Source organism: Ramlibacter sp. (genome assembly GCA_019635435.1).
GTDB lineage: Bacteria > Pseudomonadota > Gammaproteobacteria > Burkholderiales > Burkholderiaceae_C > JAHBZM01.
The window spans coordinates 1,616,337-1,636,083 of record JAHBZM010000001.1 but is presented as its reverse complement, the minus strand read 5'-3'; the positions used below and the strand labels follow the sequence as shown (position 1 = coordinate 1,636,083).

The window sequence follows — 19,747 nt, the reverse complement described above, 5'->3', positions numbered from 1 at the left end:
GCTAACCTCCCCTACTGCACAGGAGGAAAGCCGTGGCCCAGATCACCGGAATCGCCAGAACCATTACCGCCGCGCTCATCGCCGCAGCCGCATTCCAGGCCCAGGCCCTGCAGGTCATCAGCCTCTCGCCGCAAGGCGAGGTCGCCAAGGTCCGCCAGCTGGTGGCCAAATTCGATACCGCCGCCGTCACGTTCGGCGACCCCAAGGCCCCCGCGCCGCTGGCCCTGAGCTGCAGCGATGTGCAGAGCACCCAGGGCACGGGCCGCTGGCTCAGCGACCGCGAATGGGCGTTTGACTTCGCCGGCGACCTGCCCCCCGGCGTGCGCTGCACGGTGCAGCCGCGCGCCGGCTTCAAGTCACCGGCCGGCGCCGAGCTGGCCGCGCGCCAGTGGACGTTCAGCACCGGCGGGCCCTTCGTCCAGCTCATGCGGCCGGGCACCTGGCAGCGCATCGACGAAGAGCAGTACTTCGTGCTCCAGCTCAACGGCCCCGCCACGCTGGCCAGCCTGCAGGACCACGTGTGGTGCTCGGTCGAAGGCCTGGGCGAGCGCGTGCCCGTGAAGATGGTGGCCGGCGCCGAACGCGCGGCCCTGCTCAAGTCGCTGCGACTGGACAAGGCAGCCGACAAGTCGCCGCTGGCCATTGCCACGCTGGCCTGCAACCGGCGCCTGCCCGCCGCGGCCAAGGTGCAGCTGGTGTACGGCAAGGGCGTGGCCACCCCCGGTGGCGTGGCCAACAGCGTGGAGCGGCGCTTCACTTTCCAGGTACGCGAGCCCTTCACCGCGAGCTTCAGCTGCGAGCGCGAAAACGCGCAGGCAGCCTGCCTGCCCATCCGGCCGCTCTCGTTGACCTTCAACGCCCCGGTGCCGCGCAAACTGGCCCAGGGCATCCGCCTCAAGTCGGCCACCGAAACCCTGCAGCCCGCGCTGGACAATGACAGTGAGGCCGGCGACGCGCTGGTCAACAGCATCAGTTTTGCCAAGGGCCTGCCGGAGCAGACCCAATTCACGCTGGAGCTGCCCGGCGGTTTCAAGGACGCCTCGGGCCGCGAGCTGTCCAACGCCGCCAGCTTTCCGCTCAAGGTGGCGACCGGGCCGATGCCGCCGCTGGCCAAGTTTGCGGCGGCGCCGTTCGGCATCGTGGAGCGCTACGCCGAGCCCGACGGTCCGCCGGTGCTGCCCGTGACGCTGCGCCGGGTCGAGCCCGCGCTGCAGCTCAGCGCGCTGGCGCCCGCCCAGGTCAGTGACCTGCGCCCCGAGAGCGACGCCGCCATCATCGCGTGGTTCCGCAAGGTGCAGCGCTACAACGACTTCTTCGTCACGCGCAAGCAGGCCACCACCGATGTCAAGGCGCCGCTGCCGCGCGTGCTCGACCCCAACGACAAGGACCGCGTGCAGTCGCGCACGGTGTCGCTGCTGGCGGGCCAGGGCAACGTGAAAACGCTCAACCTGCCGCAGCCGGTCGCGGCCGGTGCCAATGCGCCCACGCGCCCGTTCGAGGTGGTCGGCATCCCGCTGACCCCGGGCTTCCATGTGGTGGAGATCGCCTCGTCGCTGCTCGGTGCCTCGCTGCTGGACGCGCGGCTGGGCTCGCCGCGCACCATGTTTGTCCGCACCTCGGTGCTGGTGACCAACCTGGGCGTGCACTTCAAGCTCGGACGCGACAACGCGCTGGCCTGGGTCACCACGCTGGACAAGGGCCAGCCGGTGGATGGCGCGGTGGTGCGGGTGTCGGACTGCAATGGCAAGTCGCTGGCCACGGCCACCACCAACGCCCAGGGCATTGCCAGTTTCAAGGACCTGGCGCCCGAGCCGCCGCCCTGCGCGCGCCAGGGCGAGGACGACGACTACCGCAGCGCCTATTTCATCAGCGCGCGGGGCAAGACGGCGCCCGCGGGCCGTGGCGACGCGGCCGACGACATGGCCTTCACCTGGAGCGACTGGTACCGCGGCATCGAGCCCTGGCGCTTCAATGTGCCCACCAGCCGCGAGGCCCGGCCCGACGAGCGGGCCCACACCGTGTTCGACCGCACCCTGCTGCGCGCCGGCGAGAGCGTCGGCATGAAGCACCTGATCCGCACCGAGACCCGCGACGGCTTTGGCCTGCCCGCCACGCCGCCGGCCTTCATGGCCATCACGCATGTGGGCAGCGGGCAGAAGATCACGCAGCCGCTGCAGTGGCGCAAGACGCCCAGCGGTGGGCTCAGCGCCGAGAGCGAGTTCAAGGTGCCCCCCGCGGCCAAGCTTGGCCTTTACGAGGTGGCGCTGCAAACCACGGCCGAGGGGGGCCGCGTCCTGCCCACCGGGCAGTTCCGCGTGGAGGAGTTCCGCCTGCCCGTGCTCGAAGGCCGGGTAACGCCTGGCACCAAGGGCGCGCTGGTCAACGTGGTGGATGTCCCGGTGGACGTGCAGGTCAACTACGTGTCGGGCGGGCCCGCGGGCAACCTGCCGGTGCGGGTATCGGCGCTGCTGCGCAACAAGGTGCCGGACTTTGCCGACTACGACGGCTTCAGCTTCAGCCCGCCGCGCCCCGCGCGCGCCGCATCCGCGGAAGGCGAGGAAGAAGCCACGGCCTCGCAGGACCAGCGCGTGGTGGCCGACAAGCTGCCACTCACGCTGGACCGCAACGGCACCGGCCACACCCGCATCGAGAAGCTGCCCGCCGCGCGCCAACCGCAGGACCTGCTGCTGGAAGCCAGCTACGCCGACCCGAACGGCGAGATCCAGACCCTGCGCAGCAGCACCACCCTGTGGCCCGCGGCCGTGGTGGCGGGCCTCAAGACCGAGGGCTGGGTCTCGGCCAGCCAGAAAGTCCGCTTCCAGGCGCTGGCGCTGGACCTGAGCGGCCATGCGGCGGCCGGCACGCCGCTCAGCGTGAAGGCGCTGGCGCGCATCACCACCACCAGCCGCAAGCGCATGGTGGGCGGCTTCTACAGCTACGACAACCAGACCGAGCTCAAGGACCTGGGCACGGTCTGCAGCGGCAAGAGCGACGCACGCGGTCTGCTGCTGTGCGAAGCCAAGCTGGGCGAGCCCGGCGAGGTCGAGCTGGTGGTGACGGCCCAGGACCCGAAAGGCAACGTGGCCCAAGCCGCGGCCTCGGTCTGGGTCACGCGCCAGGGCGAGCTCTGGTTTGGTGGCGAGAACCACGACCGCATCGACGTGCTGCCCGAGAAGAAAACCTACCAGCCCGGTGAGACCGCGAAGTTCCAGGTGCGCATGCCGTTCCGCTTTGCCACCGCGCTGGTGGCGGTGGAACGCGAGGGCATCGTGCAGACCCAGGTGGTGCAGCTCAATGGGGATGACCCCACGGTCAGTCTGCCGGTGCTCAAGGACTGGGCTCCCAACGTGTACGTGAGCGTGCTGGCGCTGCGCGGGCGGCTGCGCGAGGTGCCCTGGTACAGCTTTTTCACCTGGGGCTACCAGGCCCCGCGCGAATGGTGGACCGCCTTCTGGTACGAAGGCCGCGAGTATGTGGCGCCCACCGCGCTGGTGGACCTGAGCAAGCCCGCCTTCCGCCTGGGCCTGGCCGAGATCCGCGTGGGCACGCAGGCGCACCAGCTCGCGGTGAGCGTCAAGGCCGACCGCGACAGCTACCCCGTGCGCGGCACGGCCACGGTCACCGTGAGCGCGAAGCTGCCCAATGGCCAGCCGGCGGCCCACGCCGAGGTGGCGCTGGCCGCGGTGGACCAGGCCCTGCTCGAGCTCATGCCCAACGACAGCTGGAACCTGCTGGACGCCATGCTGCAGCGCCGCGCCTGGGGCGTGGAGACCTCCACCGCGCAGATGGAAATCATTGGGCGGCGCCACTATGGGCGCAAGGCCGTGCCGGCCGGCGGTGGCGGCGGCCGCAGCCCCACGCGCGAGCTGCTCGACACCCTGCTGCTGTGGAGCCCGCGCGTGATGCTGGACGCGCAGGGCCAGGCCGTGGTCAAGGTGCCGCTCAATGACGCGCTCACGAGCTTTCGCATCGTGGCCGTGGCCGACGCCGCCGCCGGCCTGTTTGGCACCGGCCAGACCACCGTGCGCGCCACCCAGGACCTGCAGATCATCAGCGGCCTGCCGCCGCTGGTGCGCGAGGGCGACCAGTTCCGCGCCCAGTTCACCTTGCGCAACACCACGGCCAGGGCCATGAAGGTGCAGGCCAGCGCGCGGGCCACCCTGCTCACGCTGGCGCCGCAGAGCCTGGACATTCCGGCCGGCGAGTCGCGCGAGCTGGCCTGGAGCGTGACCGCGCCCGACCAGCTCGCCCAGACCCGCGCCGCCGCCCTGCTCTGGGAGATCGAGGCCCGCGACGAACAGGGCGGCGCGCGCGATGCCGTCAAGGCCAGCCAGCGCATCATCCCCGCCGTGCCACTCATGGTGCAGCAGGCCACGCTGCTGCAGGTCGACGAGTCGCTGTCGCTGGGCGTCAGCCCGCCGGCCGACGCGCTGCCCGGGCGCGGCGGCCTGCGGCTGTCGCTGCAGCCGCGGCTGGCCGACGGCCTGCCGGGCGTGCGCGACTGGTTCGTCAACTACCCCTATGCCTGCCTGGAGCAAAAGACCAGCAAGGCCCTGGGCCTGCGCGACATCAAGCTCTGGCAGACCCTGGTGGGCCAGTTGCCGACCTACCTCGACAGTGACGGCCTGGCCAGCTACTTCCCGCCGCGTGACGGCGACGCCAACCATGGCAGCGACGTGCTCACGGCCTACCTGCTGGCGGCCAGCCACGAGGCGGCCGCGCTCAACCCCGCGCTGGCCTTGCCCGACGAAGCCCGCGCGCCCATGGAGCGTGGCCTCACGGCGTTTGTCGAGGGCCGCATCGAGCGCAACTTCTGGGCCCCGCGCAAGGACCTGGACGTGCGCAAGCTCGCGGCGCTCGAGGCGCTGTCGCGCTACGGCCGCGCCCAGGGCCGCATGCTGGGCAGCATCACCATCGCGCCCAACCAGTGGCCCACCAGCGCGGTGATCGACTGGCTCAACATCCTGCGCCGCGTGGCCGACGTGCCGCAGCGCGAGCAGCGGCTGGCCGAGGCCCTGCAGGTGCTGCGCTCGCGCCTGTCGTGGCAGGGCACGCGCGTGCTGTTCAGCACCGAGCGCGACGACTACTGGTGGTGGCTGATGACCAATGGCGACGTCAACACGGCGCGGCTGATGCTGGCCGTGATGGACGACCCGGCCTGGAAGGACGACATGGGCCGGCTGGCCGCGGGTTTCATCGCGCGCCAGCAGCGCGGCGCCTGGTCCACCACCACGGCCAACCTGTGGGGCGGGCTGGCCATGGAGAAATTCTCGGCCCGGTTCGAGACCGCGGTGGTCAACGGCACCACGCGCGCGGCGCTCGGGGGCAGCACCGTCCAGCTCGACTGGCGCCAGCCCGGCGACCGCAGCCTGTTCCTGCCCTGGGGCCCCGGCGGCGCCAAGGACACGCTGGGCGTGGTGCACCAGGGCAGCGGCAAGCCCTGGCTGACGCTGCAGTCGATGGCCGCCGTGAAACTCAAGGCGCCCTTCAGCGCGGGTTACCAGATCAAGCGCAGCATCACCCCCGTGGAGCAGGCCGACAAGTCGCTGCCGCCGGGCCAGTACAGTCGCGGCGACGTGCTGCGCGTGACGCTGGAGGTCAACGCCGCGAGCGACATGAGCTGGGTGGTCATCAGCGACCCCGTGCCTGCCGGCGCCACCCTGCTGGGCAGCGGGCTGGGCCGCGACTCGCAGATCGCCACCCAGGGCGAAAAGCGCTCGGGCGCGGGCTGGCCGGTGTTCGAGGAGCGCAGCTTCGAGGCCTTCCGCAGCTACTACGAGTACCTGCCCAAGGGCGTGGTCAAGGTCGAGTACACGCTGCGCCTGAACAATGTGGGCGAGTTCTCGCTGCCGCCCACGCGGGTCGAGGCGATGTACGCGCCCGAGATGTTTGGCGAAGCCCCCAACGCCGCCCTCAAGGTGGGAACGGGACGCTGAGCATGCGGCGCTTGCACCACCTCTTTGCTCTTCTTTTGATAGCAGGATGTGCCCAGCCCGCCTGGACTCTGCCCGCATTTGACGAGGTCAAGCAGGATTTCAGGCCCTCTGACGCCTTGCTGCTCGACCGCCATGGCGAGGTGCTGCAGCGCCTGCGCACCGACGCCACGGTGCGGCGCGGCCAGTGGGTGGCGCTGGCCGACATGTCGCCCGCGCTGCGCAACGCGATTGTGCTGAGCGAGGACAAGCGCTTTTACGAGCACAGCGGTGTGGACTGGCGCGCCGTGTCGGCCGCGGCCTGGGGCAACCTGTGGCACAGCCGCACGCGCGGCGCCTCCACGCTGAGCATGCAGCTCGCGGGCCTGGTGGACGGCGACTGGCGCCAGGGCCCGGGCGGGCGCAGCGTGGTGCAGAAGCTGGGCCAGGCCGTGGCGGCCCAGGTGCTGGACCGGCGCTGGCGCAAGGACGAGATCCTGGAGGCCTACCTCAACCTCGTGCCGTTCCGTGGCGAGCTGGTGGGCATTGACGCGCTCTCGCGCACCCTGTTCGGCAAGGCCGCGCAGGGCCTGGACGAGCGCGAGGCCGCGGTGGCGGCCGCCCTGGTGCGCGCGCCCAATGCCCGGCCCGCGCTGGTGGCGCAACGCGCCTGCGGCGTGCTGCAGGCCATGCAGCCGGCCGGCGCGCGCGCCGACTGCGAGGCGCTGGACCTGTTCACCGCGGGCGCGCTGCAACGCCGCGCGTTTGACGCCACCGAGGGCGTGGCCCCGCACGTGGCACGCCAGCTGGTCAAAACCGGCGACGTGCGATCCAGCCTGCGCGCGCCCTTGCAGCGCTTTGCCGTGCGCACCCTGCAGCGCCACCTGCGCGAGCTCAAGGGCCGCCACGTGGAAGACGGCGCGCTGGCGGTGCTGGACAACGCCACCGGCGAGGTGCTGGCCTGGGTCGGCTCGTCAGGCGCACTGAGCCAGGCCAACGAGGTGGACGGCGTCACCGCGCTGCGCCAGGCCGGCTCCACGCTCAAGCCGTTTCTGTATGCGCAGGCCATCGCCAGCCACCGCATCACGGCAGCGTCGCTACTGGAGGACGCACCCACCCACATTCCCACGGCCAGCGGCCTGTACATCCCGCAGAACTACGACCACCAGTTCAAGGGCTGGGTCTCGGCCCGCACCGCGCTCGCGGCCTCACTCAACGTGCCCGCCGTGCGCACCCTGGTCATGGTCACGCCCGACGCCTTCGGCCGCCAGCTGCGCGCGCTGGGCCTGCCGCTGCGCGAGGGCGGCGACTACTACGGCTACAGCCTGGCGCTGGGCAGCGCCGAAGTCTCGGTCCTGAGCCTGGCCAACGCCTACCGCACGCTGGCCAATGGCGGGCGCTTCAGCCCCACCACGTTGCTGCCGGCCGGGCCCGCGCGCCACGGGCGCCCGCCGCCTCTGCCCGCGCCGCAGCAGGTGCTGGACGCGGGCGCAGCCTTCATCGTGGGCGACATGCTGTCGGACCCCAACGCGCGCGCGCACACCTTTGGCACCGACAGCGTGCTGGCCACCCGCTTCTGGAGCGCCGTGAAGACCGGCACCAGCAAGGACATGCGCGACAACTGGGCCGTGGGCTGGTCTCAGCACTACACCGTGGCGGTGTGGGTCGGCAATGCCAGCGGCGCGCCCATGTGGGACGTGAGCGGCACCAGCGGCTCGGCGCCTGTGTGGGCCGCACTCATGCATTACCTGCATTCACGGGAGCCCAGCCGGGCACCCGCTGCGCCGCCCGGTGTGGTCAAGCGGCCCGTGCGCTTTGGCGACCAGCTTGAGGCCCGGCGAACCGAATGGTTTTTGCGCGGCACCGAACAAGACCTGTTTGCTATCGATCACGTAGCACCTCAGGGCCGCCTGGCAAGGACTGGCGGCCCATTGGATGCTGAAACGCCGTATGGCGAAGCGGCCCGCATCACGGCGCCGGCGCCCGGCACCATCGTGGCGCTGGACCCGGACATCCCGCCCGGGCGCCAGCGCCTGCAGTTCACGGCCGAGGGCGATGGACTTCGCTGGACGCTGGACGGCAAGCCCTTGGCGCGCGGCGCCACAGCCCAGTGGCTGCCCTGGCCGGGCCGCCACACCGCGCAGATCGTGGATGCGCGCGGCAAGGTGCTTGACGAGGTGCGCTTCGAGGTGCGCGGCGCCGGGGTGCGTGCCGCGGCCCGGCCGCCGGCGCCGCGCTGACGGGCACACGCCAGCCCGCGACCGCGTCAGCGCCCCGCTGCCGCTGCACCACCGGCCAGGGCCTGCGCCAGCAACTGGCAGAGCAACGGCAGTTCGTCATCGTCCACGGCCGTCAGTTCCAGCCCGATCTGGCCTTGCGCCAACCGGTGCGGGGCCACGGCCACCACCGGGTCGCCGTCGCGCAGGCGCTGCGCCAGCTGCGCCGCATCGACATCGGTCACGGCGGCGTCCAGCGAGAGCCAGAGGCGGTCAAAGCCGTTGCCCAGCGGGTCGCTTTCGCGCTGCACCCGCACGCCTGGCCAGCGCGCGGCCTGCGCGGCCACATGGTCCACCCTGAGCCGCTGCCGCGCCAGCCAGTGAGTGGCAGGCTCCCCCGCGCGCACCTGCAGCGCCGCGAGCACGCCGGCCAGCGCCTCCTTGGTCGGCTTCATGGCGCGGCCAATCCCTGTGTGCTGGGCATCCAGCGCCGCCACCAGTCCGGCGCGGCCCAGCACCAGGCCAGCCGTGGGGCTGCGCAGGTACTTCTGGCCGCTGAGCAGCACGAGGTCGGGGCCGGCCGCCACCAGCTCGCGGGCACGCCAGTCCTGCGCCGCGGCATCCAGCACCAGCGGGACCCCCGCGCGCCGGGCCTGCGCCAGCAGGCTCGCGGTGGTGGCGGGGCCGGACCCGTCTGCCAAGTGCGACTCCACGGCCAGCACGCACGCCACACCGCCGGCGTCCAGCGCATTGCCGAGGGCGGCCAGCGAGTCGCAGGGCACGGGCTGCGCGCCCGCGAGGCGGATGGCCTGGGTCAAGGCATGGCCGTAATGAATCTGATGTGCCGTGAGCAACGCCACCCGCGCCGGCAGGCCGGTGGCATCGGGCAATTGCGCGATGCGCTGCCCATCGGCGCCCGCCATGCAGGCCGCCACAGCGAGCGTCAGGGCCGCCGCCGTGCAATGGGTCACGCAGCCGGCCTCGGCACCCGCCCAGCGGGCCAGCGCGCGACCCGTTTCGGCCTGCAGGTCGGCCATCACCACATGGCGCTGCAGCATGGCGGCCACGGCCTGGGCCACGGCGGCGTCGCTGCGCGACACGCCATAAGGCGTGGGCGAGCCCCAGGCGTTGATGACGTGGCGCAGCGGAACGGGCGGGTAGGCTGGTGCATCGGGCATGAGCAAAATTGTGCCCGCAAGCGCCGCGTTCAAAATTTCTTCAATCCGGCGCGCGGCGGAACCGATAGCATCGAAGGCTTACGAGGAGACACCCCATGGCCGTCATCACCACCATTGAAGACCTGCGCGTGCTGGCGCAAAAGCGCGTGCCGCGCATGTTCTACGACTACGCCGATTCCGGCTCGTGGACCGAGAGCACCTACCGCGCCAACGAAGCCGATTTCCAGTCCATCAAGTTCCGCCAGCGCGTGGCGGTCAACATGGAAAACCGCAGCACGGCCACGCAGATGGTCGGCCAGGACGTGGCCATGCCGGTGGCCATTGCCCCCACCGGCCTGACCGGCATGCAGCATGCCGACGGCGAGATTCTGGCGGCGCGCGCGGCGAAGAAGTTCGGCATCCCGTTCACGCTGTCCACCATGAGCATCTGCTCGATCGAAGACGTGGCCGCGAGCACGGGCAACCACCCGTTCTGGTTCCAGCTGTATGTGATGCGCGACCGCGCCTTCATTGAAAGCCTGATCGACCGGGCCAAGGCCGCGGGCTGTTCGGCACTGGTGCTCACGCTTGATCTGCAGATCCTGGGCCAGCGCCACAAGGACCTGAAGAACGGGCTGAGCGCGCCGCCCAAGCTCACGCTGGCCAACCTCATCAACATGGCCACCAAGCCGCGCTGGTGCATGGGCATGCTGGGCACCTCGCGGCGCCAGTTCGGCAACATCGTGGGCCACGTCAAGGGCGTGGAAAACATGGGCTCGCTCAGCGAGTGGACGGCCAAGCAGTTTGACCCGGGGCTGAACTGGGGCGATGTGGAGTGGATCAAGAAGCGCTGGGGCGGCAAGCTGATCCTCAAGGGCATCCAGGACGTGGAAGACGCGCGGCTGGCCGTGCAGTCGGGCGCCGACGCGCTGATCGTCTCCAACCATGGGGGGCGCCAGCTCGACGGCGCCGAGTCCAGCATCCGTGCGCTGCCCGCCGTGGTGGATGCGGTGGGCCGCGACATCGAGGTGCACATGGACGGCGGCGTGCGCAGCGGCCAGGACGTGCTCAAGGCCGTGGCGCTGGGCGCCAGGGGCACCTACATTGGCCGCGCTTTCCTGTATGGCCTGGGCGCCATGGGTGAGGAAGGGGTGAGCAAGGCCTTGCAGATCATCCACAAGGAGCTGGATCTTTCGATGGCTTTTTGCGGGCACACGAAGATGGGCACGGTGGACAAGGGGATTTTGCTGCCGGGAAGCTTCTGAGTTTTTTTGCTTGCGGGTCTTTGCGCGGCAAAGGCGTGTACGGCTGGGCCGGGATGCTTCACTGGCGCGGTCGCCTTCGGCGACTCCCCTGCGTTGCTCGGGCTGGCGGCCCGTCGTGGAACTCGCTACGCGCGCCTTGCGCGCTGCGCTCAAACAACCACGACGAGTCAGATGACGAAGCGCGCTGCGCGCGCGGCCGCCAGCCCTGCGCTACTCGGCGCGCCAGAGGCGCACCCCGACCCAGCCGTACACGCCTTTGCTGAAACATGGTTGGCACGCCTACAGGTAGCGCGCCACTTCCCCGCTTCGCGGCAGGCGGTGCGCGGCGGGGGCGATCTCTGGGGCGGCGAGGAGCGCAGCTTCGGGGTCGGCGCGCGCAGCGCGCTTCGTCATCTAGCTCGCCGCAGCTGTCTGAGCGCAGCGCGCAAGGCGCGCGTAGCGAGTTCTGCGGCGCGACCCCGAAGCGAGCACCGCAGTGCAGTTGGCGCAAAGCGCCAACCGCCCCAGTGTGAGCCCCCGCCGCGCACCGCCTGCCGCGAAGCGGCCTCGCCACACACCTCCGTCAACCAAGCCAGGCATCAGCCCATCAACAACGCGCCCAAAGCCAGCAATGCCGGCACCGCCTGCACAAAGAAAATCCGCTTGTTGACCGTGGCCGCGCCAAACACGCCAGCCACGATCACACAGCCCAGGAAGAAGATCAGTACGGGCTTGCCTGCCGCGCCCAGCAGCAGGCCCCAGACCAAGCCCGCCACCAGAAAGCCGTTGTACAGGCCCTGATTGGCCGCCAGCGTTTTGGATGCGGTGGCGAACTCGGGCGTGGTGTTGAACACCTTGCGGCCCATGGGCTTGTCCCACAGGAACATCTCCAGCACCAGAAAGTAAAAGTGAAGCAAGGCGACCAGCGCGGTCAGCACGATGGCGATCATGGGAATCTCCTGATTTGAGAAACATTATTGTTTCTGATTGGTATGTTATCGTTTTCCATTGATGGCTGCAAGCAGATCCGCACCCCGCCCCGCCGTGCCCGAGCGCGCGCTGCCGCGCGGCGGGCGCCACCCGCTCACCCAGGAAGCGGTGACGGCCTCGCAGCGCGCGCGCCTGCTCGACGCCATGAGCCACATCGCGGCGGCCAAGGGGTTCAAGGCCGCCACGGTGGCCGACGTGATCGCGCTGGCCGGCGTGTCGCGGCGCACCTTCTATGAGCAGTTCGACGACATGCAGGCCTGTTTTCTTGCGGCCTACGAGCGCGGGATGCAGGCGCTGTTCGGCGCCATCCGCCGCGCGCTGCGCGACACCGAGGCGCTGGACTGGCAGGCCCGCAGCCGCGTTGCCATCCGCGCCTACCTGCAGGCGCTGGCCGCGGCGCCCGAGGTGACCTGGGCGTTCTCTGTGGAGACCCTGGGCGCGGGCGCCCAGGCGCTGGAGCGGCGCGGCTGGGTGCTGGACCAGTGGGTGGCGCAGTGGCGAGCCCTGCAGGCCCTGCGCGAGCGCGACGACCCGCAGGCGCCCCACGTCACGGATGCGAGCCTGCTGGCCATGGTGGGCGGCATCGAGGAACTGGTGCGCGACTGCCTGCGCCGGCGCGGTGCCGCCGCCCTGCCCGAGCTGGCGGACCCCGTGACCCATTTTGTGCTGGCCGTGATGGGTGCGGGCAGCCCGGGCGCGCCCGCGGGCTGACTGCGCGCGCGGGTAACATGCAGGCGCATGAACCAGACCGAAGCCGACGCCGCGTTCGCCCAAGCCATTGAATTCCAGCAGGGCGGCCAGCTGGCCGAGGCCCGGGTGCTGTACGAACAGATCCTCGAGGCCTTTCCCACGTACCTGCATGTGCCGCACCTGCTGGGCGTGATCGTGAGCCAGCAGGGCGACTGGTTCCTTGCGCGGCGCCTGATCGAGACCTCGTTGCTGCTGCAGGCCAGCGACCCGGACGCGCTGGCCAACCTGGCGTGGGTGCTGGTTAACCTCGGCCTGCACGACAAAGCGCTGGCGCGCTGCGACCAGGCCATTGCGCTGTCGCCGGGCCATGCGCGCGCCCACCTCACGCGCGGCATGGCGCTGCGCATGGCGGGCCGCTTCGAGCCCGCGGTCGAGGCGTTTGAACAGGCGCTGGCCCTCAAGCCCGATCTGGTCGAAGCCCTGAACTACCGGGGCCAGTGCCTGCACAGCCTGGGCCGTTACGGCGAGGCGCTGCAGACCTATGACTTTGCGCTGCAAATGCAGCCCGCCAACGCCGACGTCTGGAACAACCGCGGCGCCAGCCTGACGCTGCTGGACCGCCACGAGGAAGGCGCCGCGAGCTTCCGGCGCGCGCTCGAGCTGCAACCCGCCTTCCCTGAAGCGCTGTTCAACCACGGGCTGGCGCTGCAGCAGGCGCGCCGCTTCGACGAGGCCCTGGCCCACTACGACGAGGCGCTGCGCCTGCGGCCCCACTACCCCGAGGCCCTGATGCACCGCGCCTTTGCCTTGCAGGCCCTGCGCCGCTCGCCGCACGATTGCGTGGCCAGCCTGGACCGCGCCCTTCACCTGCGGCCCGGCTTCTTCGAGGCGCTGAACGGCCGCGCCAACGTGCTGGGCCAGATGGAGCAGTACGCCGAGGCGCTGGAGAATTACCAGGAGGCGCTGCGCATCAAGCCCGACTTCCATGAAGCCCTGATCAACCAGGGGCACGCGCTGCGCGAACTGGGCCGGCTGGACGAAGCCGCGCAGTCCTACCGCGAAGCGCTGCGCTGTGGCGGCGATGCGCAGGCCGGCCTGTTCGCGCTGGCGGCCATGGGCCGCGAGGCGGCACCGCCCGTGGCCCCGCCCGACTACATCGTGAGCCTGTTCGACCGCTATGCCGACCGCTTTGACGAGCACCTGGTTGGCAAGCTGCAATACCAGGCCCATGAGCGCCTGTATGAAGCGCTGCTGCCGCTGGCTGGCACCGGCGCGCGCGACATCCTCGACCTGGGCTGCGGCACCGGCCTGTGCGCACCGCTGCTGCAGCCGCTGGCGCGCAGCCTGGTGGGCGTGGACCTGTCGCCCGGCATGCTCGAGGCCGCGCGCCGGCGCGGCCTGTACACCGAGCTGGTCTGCCGCGACGTGACCGAATTCCTGCAGCAGCAGGCGCAGCCGTTTGACCTTGTGGTGTCCACCGACGTCTTCATCTACATCGGCGACCTGCAGCCGGTGTTCGAGGGGGTCAGGCGCTGCCTGCGCGACGGCGGACTGTTCGGCTTTTCAATCGAGGCCAGCGACGGCCAGGACTTCGTGCTGCAGCCCACGCGCCGCTACGCGCAGTCGCCCGACTACATTCGCCGGCTGGCCGCGCAGCACGGCCTGCAGGTGCTGCACCTGTCGCCCACCGTGATCCGCAAGGAACATGGCGCCGACACGGCCGGCTTCATCGCCGTGCTGAAGGCCGGCTGAAGCGGGCGGCGCCGCGCGGCGCTATGCTTGGGCGGTGACTCCCGCCCCCCTGCCGCGCCGCATTGCCCACCTCGACATGGACGCGTTCTATGCGTCGGTCGAACTGCTGCGCTACCCCCAGCTCAAGGGCCTGCCCGTGGTGATCGGCGGGGGCCGGCGCAAGGTGGACGAAATGCTGCGCGACCAGTACGCGGGCCTGCCGCTCAGCGAGATCCCCGCCACCGCCTTCCCGCTGCTCAAGGACTATGTGGGCCGCGGCGTGATCACCACCGCCACCTACCCGGCGCGCCAGTTTGGGGTGGGCTCGGCCATGGGCATGATGAAAGCGGCGCGGCTGTGCCCGCAGGCGCTGGTGCTGCCCGTGGACTTTGAGGAAGTGCGCCGGTACTCGCGCCAGTTCAAGGCCATCATTCGCGAGATCGCGCCGCTGGTGGAAGACCGCGGCGTGGACGAGGTCTACATCGACTTCACCGACGTGCCCGGCGGCCAGCGCGAAGGCGGCCGCGTGCTGGCGCGCCTGATCCAGAAAAGCATTTTTGAGGCCACGCGGCTCACCTGCTCGATCGGCGTGGCGCCCAACAAGCTGCTGGCCAAGATGGCCAGCGAATTCAACAAGCCCAATGGCATCTCCATCGTGCAAGAGAGCGACGTGCAGACGCGCATCTGGCCGCTGCCGGTGCGCAAGATCAACGGCATCGGCCCCAAGGCCGAGATCAGGCTGCATGCGCTGGAGCTCAAGACCATTGGCGACATCGCGGCGCGGCCGCGCGAGTGGCTGGTGGACCATTTCGGCAAGTCCTACGGTGCCTGGATGCACGACGCTGCCTGGGGCCGCGACGAGCGCCCCGTGGTGACTGAAAGCGAGCCGGTGTCGATGAGCCGCGAGACCACCTTCGACCGCGACCTGCACGCGGTGCGCGACAAGGCCGAGCTGGGCGCCATCTTCACCGACCTGTGCCAGCGCGTGGCCGGCGACCTGCAGCGCAAGGGCTATGTGGGCAAGACCATCGGCATCAAGCTGCGCTATGACAACTTCAGGATCGTCACGCGCGACCAGACGCTGGACAGTTTCACGGCCGATGCCAAAACCATCCGCCAGGCCGCGGGCCAATGCCTCAAGCGCGTGGACCTGAGCCAGCGCCTGCGCCTGCTGGGCGTGCGCGTGGGCAGCCTGCTGAAAGCCGCCGACGCCGCCAGTTTTGAAGAAAAAGTGGCTGGAGTCCAGAGCCGGCGGCCACTTCGTGCTAGCAAAACAATAGCAAATTCGGGCACAGCCACCGACCAGCTGTTCTGACGCCCGGCTCAGGCCCCGGTGATGCGCTGCACCGTCCAGAACAGCGCCAGCGCGAACAGCGCCCATGAGCCGCCCCGCACCACCACGCGCTCGTACTGCGACCAGCGCACCAGCAGCAGGTGCAAGCCGCACCAGATTGCCACGCCCGACAGCTGGCCCGCTTCCACCCCGAGGTTGAAGCCCGCCAGCGCCCAGGGCAGCAGCGGGCCGCTGACGCCGGCCTCGCGCATCACATTGGAGAAGCCCAGGCCATGGATCAGGCCAAAGCCCAGCGCCAGCACGTCGCCGCGGATCCAGCGCACGGGGTACAGGTTGAGCAGCGCCGACACCGCGATGGTGATGGCAATGGCCGGCTCCACCCAGCCCGGCGAGGCGATCAGCCCCAGCGTCGCCAGCACCAGCGTGACCGAGTGGCCGACGGTGAAGCCCGTGACCGTGGTCAGCAGCGAGCGCAGGCCCGGGCGCAGGTGGCCGTCCATCATCAGCCGGTCGCGCGCGCGCTGGCCGATCACGATGGGCAGCAGCAGGGCCAGCAGGAACGCAAGGTGGTCGTAGCCCGTGGCGATGTGGTGAACCCCCTCGGGCAAAAAGTGCAGCAGGATGGCCGGGCCGGTCTGCGGCAAGGCCTGCAGCGCGCCGGCGCCGTCGCCGCTGGCGGGACCGCGCAGGGCCAGCGCGGAGCGGCCCTGCGGCGCCAGCACGCCGGCCACCGCATGGCCATCAACCGTGCCCGCCACCAGCAGCCGGTGCGTCGGGTCCAGGTCTTTCATGAGCTGGTAGTCCAGCGCCAGGGTTTGCTCCGGGCCACAGGGCAGCGTGGTGACCAGCCGCGCATAGGCGCCGTCTGAACGCTGCTCCAGGGACTCGAAGCGCCAGGCCGGCTGCAACGCGGCGCCGTCGCAGCGCGCGGTCACGCCTGCGCGCACCCAGTCCAGCACCTCGGGCAGGGCCTGGCGCACCTCGCCCCAGCTCAGCTGCCGGTCGTTGTCGGCGTCCAGCGTGTCGATGGCGGCGTCCAGGTCCTTGAGCGCCAGCGACAGCTGCACCGCCACGGCGCCCGGGGCCGCCCCGCTGGCCAGCGTGGCATAGGCGTCGCTGGCCTTGTGGGCCTGCGCCGGTGCGCAGCAGGCCAGGGCCAGGCCCAGCGCCGCGAGCACACCGCGCCAGCGGGAAAGTGAGGGCCGCGGGCTCATGGCTTGCTCCCGCCTTGCCATGCGGCCAGCCGCGCATCACGCAGGCCGGTCTGCGCCAGAGCCGCGCGCAGCGCCGCGAGCTCGGCGGTGCGGCCGGCCAGGTCGGCGCTGTGCAGCGCCAGCCACCAGTCCAGCGGTTCTTTTTGCAGGCCGAGATTGAGCTGCGCGGCCATCAGGGCCCGGCGCGGATCGTTTTCGAGCCAGAGCGCGCCCAGCGCGCGCTCGCGGGCATGGGTGGCGGGGTCGTCGCCGCGCGCGTCCAGCGCCATGAAGCGCTCGCGCAGTTCGCTGGCCATGGCCCGCCACGCGGGATCACCCTGCAGCTTCAGCGCGTGGGCGCGGCGCAGCATCACCGCGTCGCTGGCCGGCTCCCTGGCGAGCAGCTGCAGCGCCGCGGCGGGCTGGCCCGTGCGCAGCAGCAGATCGGCCGCTGCCAGCGCGGTGTAGCCGTCGCGACCCAGCGCCAGGCTGGCGCGGTAGGCCGCAAGCGCGGCCGCGTCATGGCCCGCGCGTTCCTCGTTTTCACCCTGCAGCGAGAGCAGCCACGACTGGGTGGCGGCGTCAGGCGCCTGCCGGCGCAGCGCCTCCAGCCCGCGCCGGGCCTCGTCCTGCTGGCCCTGCAGCGAACGGGTCTCGAGCTGGCAGGCCGCGGCATACAGCGGCGCCCCGGCGCGCGCCACCTGGCCACAGGCGGCCAGGGCGTCGGCGTAGCGGCCCGACAAGCGCTCCAGCGTGGCCAGCGTGAGCCAGCCCTGCGCCTGCGCAGGGTCGCGCTTGAGGGCGCGCGTGAGCGTGGTCCGCGCCGCCGCGAACTCGTGGCGGCTTTGCTGCACCGTGGCCTGCAGCACCGCGAGCGCGGGCGGTGCATCGGGCTGGTCCCACCAGGGCGCGAGCGCGGCCTGGGCCCGGCCCAGGTAGCGCGGATCGGCCAGCTCGCGGGCCTGGGTGATGGCCTGGCGCGCGGCCGTGGCGGCGGCCTCGGGCGTGGCCGCGCGGGTGCGCACGCGCGGCCCCAGGGACTCGACGATCTGGCTGTCGCTGGCGGGCTTCAGGTCGCGGCCGGCGCCGTGGGCAGGGGGCCAGGCGGCCAGCAGGCCCACCATCAAGGCCGGCAGCAAACGCAGGGGGCTCGGTCGGGTCACGGACATGGCTCTCCAAAAAAATCGGCGTGCACCTGGCACGCCGATCGGGGGGTTCCCGCGCGCGTCAGACGCTGGCGTCGGGTTCGTCGGTGTCGCTGGTGGCCAGTGTGGCATCGCCCACGGTCAGCGGTTCAGCGGTATTGTCAGGGGAACTGGCCAGGCCGTTGACGAAGGCAAATGCCCCCGCCGAACTGGTGGTGGCCGACACCGGGATGTCGGTGCCGCTGACCAGCGGGTCCACGGGCAGGCTGCCGCCACCGCCGCCGCAGGCGGCCAGCAGCGCGGCGCCCGCCACGGCGCCCAGGACGGGCCGGTTGAGGGAAAACATCTTCATGGTCTTGCTCCTTCAGGCTGGCCGCTTACTGCGAACCTGCGTTGGGGGTGTTGAGGTACGGAAAGCTCGTGAGGAACGGCACCGCCGCCTGGTCCACGCCATCGTGCACATTGGCCGAGGTGGCGCCCAGCGGCACGCTGGAGGGCTTGCAGGCCGAGGTAACGCCCGCCACGCCGGGGATGCTGTTGAGCTTGAGGCCATCGTTGTCGCCATTGATCACGCACAGGCCACCGAGCATGGCCACCAGCGCGATGTCGACCACGTCGTCCTTGGGGCGGCGACCATTCGGAAAGCCTGCGAGGTCCTTGGCCTGCGACAGGTTGGCCAATCCACCAACCTTGAGTACCTCACCGGCCACGCCCAGGCGGTTCTGCTCGGCGTAGGGCACGGGAGCGATCGCGGTGTTCAGCCGCAGTTGCTCCGAGGCGGTCACGCTCGCGGGCTTGTTCACGCCGGTGATGCCGGTCAGGAACACGGTGGCCAGGTCGGTGCGCGGCAGGTTGGTGGGTGCCAGTGCCTTGGTGTCACCGGCCAGCACCAGGCCCAGCAGGGCCGGCAGCGTGGGGTTGGTCACGTAGTCGAGGAACTGACCATCGCCGCCGGGCTTGGAGGCGTTGAACTTGTCCTTGTCCTTCAGGCCAATCACCACCTCGTTGACCAGCGGGTTGCCCAGGCGCGACACCTGGGTCCAGGCACCGCCGGCCTTCTCGCTGGTCTGGTGGCCTGAGGCCGGGGCACCCGACAGCACGCGCGCCTGGCGCAGGCTGGCCGTGGTCCAGGCCCCGATCACCGGGTCGGTGCCCGCGGTCAGGCAGTCCTTGTGGACTTCAATCGCCAGCGAGGTCACGTTCTTGTTCTGGATCGAATTGGCTGCAAAGGCGTTGATAAGAGAGGGGTTGGTGATCTGCGCGGCCGTGGCGTTGACCAGGTCGAAGATCGGGCCGAGGTTGACCGCAAAGCCTTCCTGTCGCTGGCCCACGAAGACCTTGCCCACATCCTTGCCCGCAGGGCAGCCGGGAATCTTCACGTCGTGAATGTGCTTGCCGGCATAGGTGGCGTAGGCCCCGGCATTGCCCAGGGTCTTGACGCCGATGTAGTCCACCGGCTTCTCGAAGCTGGTGGCGCCACTGACCTTGGCCACCGCCTGCACCGTGCCCTTGCGGCGGTCACCGCGCACCACATTGACGGTGTAGGTCTCGGCCACGTTGAGATTGGCGTCGGCCACATTGGCCACGGCGCCCGCCTGCGTCAGCGGGATGGCAACCGACTTGGTGCCGATCGGCAGCTCCACGCCCTTGCCGCCATTGGCCAGCGTGTTGTTGAAGCGGAACTGGAAGGTGATGTCTTCCTTCGCGTCGCCGTTGTTGTCCACATGGATCTCGTACAGCGCGTTCGGGTCCATCTTGAAGTAGTTGGGGCCGCCGTAAGCGTCCTGCAGCGGCTGGTAGTTGGCGATCAGCGTCACATAGTCGCTGCGGCCGGTCTCGTAGCTGCGGAACATGTAGAAGTCGGTGCCATCGGCCTTGGGGCTGGTGGTGATGAACGGGGCTTCGCGGTGGCTGGACGCAAGGCTGGTGCCCGCGGCACAGGCCGCGGCGACCGCCAGAAGGGTCAAACTCAGTTTGCTGACGCGCATGGGGCTCTCCTGTTTGTAAAGGTGTTGTGAATGGCAAGGCGCCCTCTCCTTACGCCCGCAACGGCCCGCTGGATTCAGCGCGCAGGTCTGCCACGTAATAATTTGCAACCAGAACAACGCCCGCATCCATGGACCGCTTCGCCGCGTATAACACCGGACCTGTGGCCCCGGCCACATCACCAGAACA

12 protein-coding genes are annotated in these 19,747 nt (G+C 70.5%); 6 read left to right on the top strand and 6 right to left on the bottom strand.

All coding sequences use genetic code 11. The features are described from left to right. Positions 1 to 50: 50 nt before the first annotated feature. Positions 51 to 5,936, top strand: a complete 5,886-nt coding sequence (locus KF796_07835; GenBank protein MBX3586539.1) for an alpha-2-macroglobulin — start codon at positions 51 to 53, stop codon at positions 5,934 to 5,936. Positions 5,937 to 5,938: 2 nt separating this feature from the next. Then, complete coding sequence (gene pbpC / locus KF796_07830) at positions 5,939 to 8,152, top strand: penicillin-binding protein 1C (GenBank protein MBX3586538.1); 2,214 nt, start codon at positions 5,939 to 5,941, stop codon at positions 8,150 to 8,152. Between the two features lie 26 nt (positions 8,153 to 8,178). Here the strand turns inward: pbpC and KF796_07825 are convergent, their stop codons facing one another. Beyond that, complete coding sequence (locus tag KF796_07825; protein MBX3586537.1) at positions 8,179 to 9,306, bottom strand: hypothetical protein; 1,128 nt, start codon at positions 9,304 to 9,306, stop codon at positions 8,179 to 8,181. Between the two features lie 95 nt (positions 9,307 to 9,401). On the opposite strand from KF796_07825, the gene KF796_07820 reads away from it, so the two are divergent. Then, positions 9,402 to 10,550, top strand: a complete 1,149-nt coding sequence (locus KF796_07820; GenBank protein MBX3586536.1) for an alpha-hydroxy-acid oxidizing protein — start codon at positions 9,402 to 9,404, stop codon at positions 10,548 to 10,550. A gap of 578 nt (positions 10,551 to 11,128) precedes the next feature. Here the strand turns inward: KF796_07820 and KF796_07815 are convergent. After that, complete coding sequence (locus tag KF796_07815) at positions 11,129 to 11,479, bottom strand: DUF1304 domain-containing protein (protein MBX3586535.1); 351 nt, start codon at positions 11,477 to 11,479, stop codon at positions 11,129 to 11,131. Between the two features lie 61 nt (positions 11,480 to 11,540). Between KF796_07815 and KF796_07810 the strand changes: the two genes are divergently transcribed. The 3 genes from KF796_07810 to dinB all read left to right on the top strand — a co-directional run bounded on the left by KF796_07810 (position 11,541) and on the right by dinB (position 15,255). After that, complete coding sequence (locus KF796_07810; GenBank protein MBX3586534.1) at positions 11,541 to 12,230, top strand: TetR/AcrR family transcriptional regulator; 690 nt, start codon at positions 11,541 to 11,543, stop codon at positions 12,228 to 12,230. A 27-nt stretch (positions 12,231 to 12,257) separates the two neighbouring features. Next, positions 12,258 to 13,961, top strand: a complete 1,704-nt coding sequence (locus KF796_07805; GenBank protein MBX3586533.1) for a tetratricopeptide repeat protein — start codon at positions 12,258 to 12,260, stop codon at positions 13,959 to 13,961. 76 nt (positions 13,962 to 14,037) lie between these two features. After that, positions 14,038 to 15,255: a DNA polymerase IV gene (gene dinB, locus KF796_07800; protein MBX3586532.1), complete on the top strand. Its 1,218-nt coding sequence runs from the start codon at positions 14,038 to 14,040 to the stop codon at positions 15,253 to 15,255. Between the two features lie 8 nt (positions 15,256 to 15,263). On the opposite strand, the gene KF796_07795 is transcribed toward dinB, so the two are convergent. Genes KF796_07795 through KF796_07780 form a run of 4 tightly spaced genes read right to left on the bottom strand, consistent with a single transcriptional unit; the run spans position 15,264 to position 19,560 of the window. Next, on the bottom strand, positions 15,264 to 16,448 hold the full coding sequence (locus KF796_07795) for a HupE/UreJ family protein (protein ID MBX3586531.1): 1,185 nt from the start codon (positions 16,446 to 16,448) through the stop codon (positions 15,264 to 15,266). Further along, positions 16,445 to 17,596, bottom strand: coding sequence for a hypothetical protein (locus KF796_07790; protein MBX3586530.1), 1,152 nt, complete (start codon positions 17,594 to 17,596; stop codon positions 16,445 to 16,447). The genes KF796_07795 and KF796_07790 overlap by 4 nt, the downstream gene beginning before the upstream one ends. 58 nt (positions 17,597 to 17,654) lie before the next feature. Beyond that, entirely contained in the window at positions 17,655 to 17,924 is a 270-nt protein-coding gene (locus KF796_07785; GenBank protein ID MBX3586529.1) for a hypothetical protein, read from the bottom strand. 25 nt (positions 17,925 to 17,949) lie between these two features. Next, complete coding sequence (locus tag KF796_07780; GenBank protein ID MBX3586528.1) at positions 17,950 to 19,560, bottom strand: DUF4331 domain-containing protein; 1,611 nt, start codon at positions 19,558 to 19,560, stop codon at positions 17,950 to 17,952. Positions 19,561 to 19,747: the final 187 nt, after the last annotated feature.